This window comes from Micromonospora sp. CPCC 206060, from assembly GCF_036906895.1.
Taxonomy (GTDB): domain Bacteria; phylum Actinomycetota; class Actinomycetes; order Mycobacteriales; family Micromonosporaceae; genus Micromonospora.
Map to the genome: position 1 here is coordinate 1 of NZ_JBAKHU010000178.1, position 2,882 is coordinate 2,882.

A 2,882-nucleotide genomic window follows, 5' to 3' on the forward strand; every position below is an offset into this window, starting at 1 on the left:
CGCCCATGATCCCTCATCCCGGACAGCGCTCCTGGTAGTCAGAGGCTTACCCGGAATGGCTCAGTGCCGCAGTGCCGCCTCGATGGCCTCCGAGGCGACCTCCTCGGCCAGGTCGAGGTCACCGAAGCGGCGGGCGAGGGAGGCCAGCAGCCGGCCGTGTTCCTCACGGAACAGCGCCTCGACCGACGCCCCGACCGACGGTGTGGTCCTCCGCTCGCCCACCACGGCCTCAGAACTCGGCGACCGGGCGGACCACGACCGCGCCGCCGTCGCGGGAACCGGGGCAGCGCGCCGCCCATTCGAGGGCGGCGTCCAGGTCAGGTACGTCGATGATGTCGTACCCGCCGATCACCTCGCGGGTCTCGGCGAACGGCCCGTCGGTGACGGTCCGGTCACCGTCGGCGCCGACCTGGACGGTCGTGGCGGTGGTCAGGTCGTTCAGGGCGTGCCCGGAGACCCACACCCCGGCGTCCTTGAGTGCCTTGTCGTAGGCCACCCAGTCGTCGAAGACGCACTGGTTGGCCGCGTCGGCTCCGGCGGCGCTGTAGATCAGCAGCATGTACTTCACGGTCGGTCTCCCTCAGTGCTGTCTGCCGGCCCGGTGTGGCGCGGGTCGGGGTACACCGTCACGACGAACGCGCCGCGACACACCCGCCGGAAAATGTCCTTCCCAGGCGCGCCGCGCGGTCACCGCGGCGCGCAGGTGGTGCCGGGTGCAGGGATGCCCGTGTCATGGCCGGTCCTCGCCCGTCGACTCGGATGGGCTCACCAGCCGGCCCGGGCCAGCGCAGCGGTCAGCCGTGGGGCGATCAGATCCGTCGTGGCCAGGGCGCCAATATGGTCCTGCCCGTCGAACTCGATCGTGTCGAAGCCGATGCCGTGCAGTTGGTCGGTGTGCGCGCGGATGTGGCGGGCGATGGCGGCGCCGCCGACGAAGTCGTACATCCGGCAGTCCGGTTCGCAGTCCCGGCTGCCGTACCAGAGGATCTTGGGGCCGGTGAGGGCGGCCAGGGCGGCGCGGTCGTCGCGGCGGCCCCATTCGCGGTAGAGCAGCCGACCGAGGTGGTGGTCGGTGGCCCGGTCGGGGAGCCCGGCCTGGATGAGGGCGGCCCGGGCTCCTTCCTCGAATCCGAGCCAGTAGTCGCTGCGGGCGAGCAGGGGGAATCCGCCGACCAGGAGTCCTGCCGTCCGGTTGCTCAGCGGTGCGAGGAAGCCGGCCAGGGCTGCCATGCCGGAGTACCCGGCGAGTACGAAGTCGTCCACGCCGGCCGCGTCGGCCACGGTGTGCAGGTCGGTGATCTCCACCTGGACCGGGTACCCGGTCCAGGTGGTCGGCTCCCAGGGGCCGCCCGCCTCGTCCTCGGTCTCCATCACGCCGACTACCTGGCGGGGTTTGTACCGCACCACCCGGTACCGGTCGGCCAGGGCGGCGGCGAGGGCGGCGAACTCGACGCGGAGCCGGGCGGGGAAGACGATGGCCGGTCCGTCCCCGACCGCCTCGTACCAGAGTCGGTACCCGTCGGTGGTGGTGGCGACCGGCATCGTGTCCTCCCGGGAATGTCCGCGCGTAGGACGGTCAGGCTAGTTCACGCTCCACGGTGGACGGGCCCGCCTCGGCCATCCTGCCCGCCTACTCGACCCGTCCCGGCTGATTACCGGATTGCATTAACGAGTAATCCAATTATGAGCCAGGACGAAGCGGGCATATCGACCGTGCATCATAATGACAGTTATGGTGTGCGTCCTCGGAGGACGGGATCAAGCACGTCCTGGGGCCGACGTCCGATGGCCGATAGATAGCCGCGCGACGGTGCTGCGCCGGCTCGCCCACACGCTCACCGAACAGTTCGGCGTCGACGCCCGAGTTGAGCGCGGTAGGAGGCACTGACGAACGTGCACCGTCGCAGCGGTGCCACCCACTGCCGGGTCACCGTCGCGGTGACCGTCGACGCCCTGAGCGTGACCGTCGTCGACGACGGTCACGCACCGCGCCGGGGTGACCCACCCGGGTACGGGCTGCTGGGTATGCGCGAGCGGGCCGCCCTGCACAGCGGCAGCCTGTCCGCCGGTGCCGAACCGGCCGTCACACTCGCCGCCACCCACCGACCGGACGTGGTGCTGATGGATGTGCGGATGCCCGACCCCGACGGCATCGTCGCGACCGGGCAGATCACCGCCTCCGCCGACGCGCCGCAGGTTCTCGTGCTGACCACCTTCGACCTGGACGACACGTCTAGGGGTTCCCGTAGTCCTGGCGGAAAAATCAACGGATTTGGATGACCAGGGGATAAGCGTCGGCGTGGTCAGCCGTCCGTTGCAGGCTCGCCGTGGATGACGCGGTGGATGGTGGAGCGGCCGACGCGGTATTCCTCGGCGAGGTCGGCCATGGACAGGCCGCCTTCGGCATAGCGGGAGCGGATCGAGCGTTGGGCGGATTCGGCCAGCTTGGGTTGCTTGCCGCGCAGCTTGCCCTTGCGCTTGGCGACGGCCATGCCCTCGCGGGTGCGTAGCCGGATAAGGGTGTCCTCGGACTCGGCGACCATGGCCAGGGTCTGTAGGAACAGGCGCCCGAAGGGGTCGTTCCAGTCGTACACCGAGCCGCCGAGCCCGAAGCGCACGCCGCGGGCGGACAGGTCGGTGAGGATCGGGCAGGCCTCGGTCATGTTGCGGGCGAAGCGGTCGAACTTGGTGACGGTGAAGATGCTGCCGTCCCAGACTGCGGCGAGGGCCTGGTCGAGGCCTTGCGGCTGGTGCCGGAGAATCCGCGGTCGATGTAGACCCGGTCGAGGGTAACACCGAGAGCGGTCAGTTGTTCGGTCTGTCAATCCCCTGGAATCGTGGAGGACTCGGTTATGCGGCCTGGTCCTCCAGGGCGCGGATGG

Annotated in this window: 5 protein-coding genes; 1 reads left to right on the top strand and 4 read right to left on the bottom strand. The window is 69.8% G+C overall.

The features are described from left to right. Positions 1-60: 60 nt before the first annotated feature. The 3 genes from V6U90_RS32975 to V6U90_RS32985 all read right to left on the bottom strand — a co-directional run bounded on the left by V6U90_RS32975 (position 61) and on the right by V6U90_RS32985 (position 1,542). Positions 61-222, bottom strand: a complete 162-nt coding sequence (locus tag V6U90_RS32975) for a hypothetical protein (RefSeq protein ID WP_442933717.1) — start codon at positions 220-222, stop codon at positions 61-63. 7 nt (positions 223-229) lie between these two features. Next, on the bottom strand, positions 230-559 hold the full coding sequence (locus V6U90_RS32980) for a YciI family protein (protein ID WP_442933719.1): 330 nt from the start codon (positions 557-559) through the stop codon (positions 230-232). Positions 560-765: 206 nt separating this feature from the next. Continuing rightward, positions 766-1,542 carry an alpha/beta fold hydrolase gene (locus tag V6U90_RS32985; RefSeq protein ID WP_334445025.1) on the bottom strand — a complete coding sequence of 259 codons (777 nt, stop codon included), beginning with the start codon at positions 1,540-1,542 and terminating at the stop codon, positions 766-768. Positions 1,543-1,893: 351 nt separating this feature from the next. Between V6U90_RS32985 and V6U90_RS34145 the strand changes: the two genes are divergently transcribed. After that, positions 1,894-2,280, top strand: a complete 387-nt coding sequence (locus V6U90_RS34145; protein WP_442933718.1) for a response regulator — start codon at positions 1,894-1,896, stop codon at positions 2,278-2,280. A gap of 23 nt (positions 2,281-2,303) precedes the next feature. Here the strand turns inward: V6U90_RS34145 and V6U90_RS32995 are convergent, their stop codons facing one another. Next, positions 2,304-2,825, bottom strand: a complete 522-nt coding sequence (locus V6U90_RS32995) for a recombinase family protein (protein ID WP_334445027.1) — start codon at positions 2,823-2,825, stop codon at positions 2,304-2,306. Positions 2,826-2,882: the final 57 nt, after the last annotated feature.

Bases quoted from the DNA above. Each gene is read 5' to 3' on its own strand.
- V6U90_RS32980 (WP_442933719.1), bottom strand. From the start codon at position 559: ATGCTGCTGATCTACAGCGCCGCCGGAGCCGACGCGGCCAACCAGTGC.
- V6U90_RS32985 (WP_334445025.1), bottom strand. From the start codon at position 1,542: ATGCCGGTCGCCACCACCACCGACGGGTACCGACTCTGGTACGAGGCG.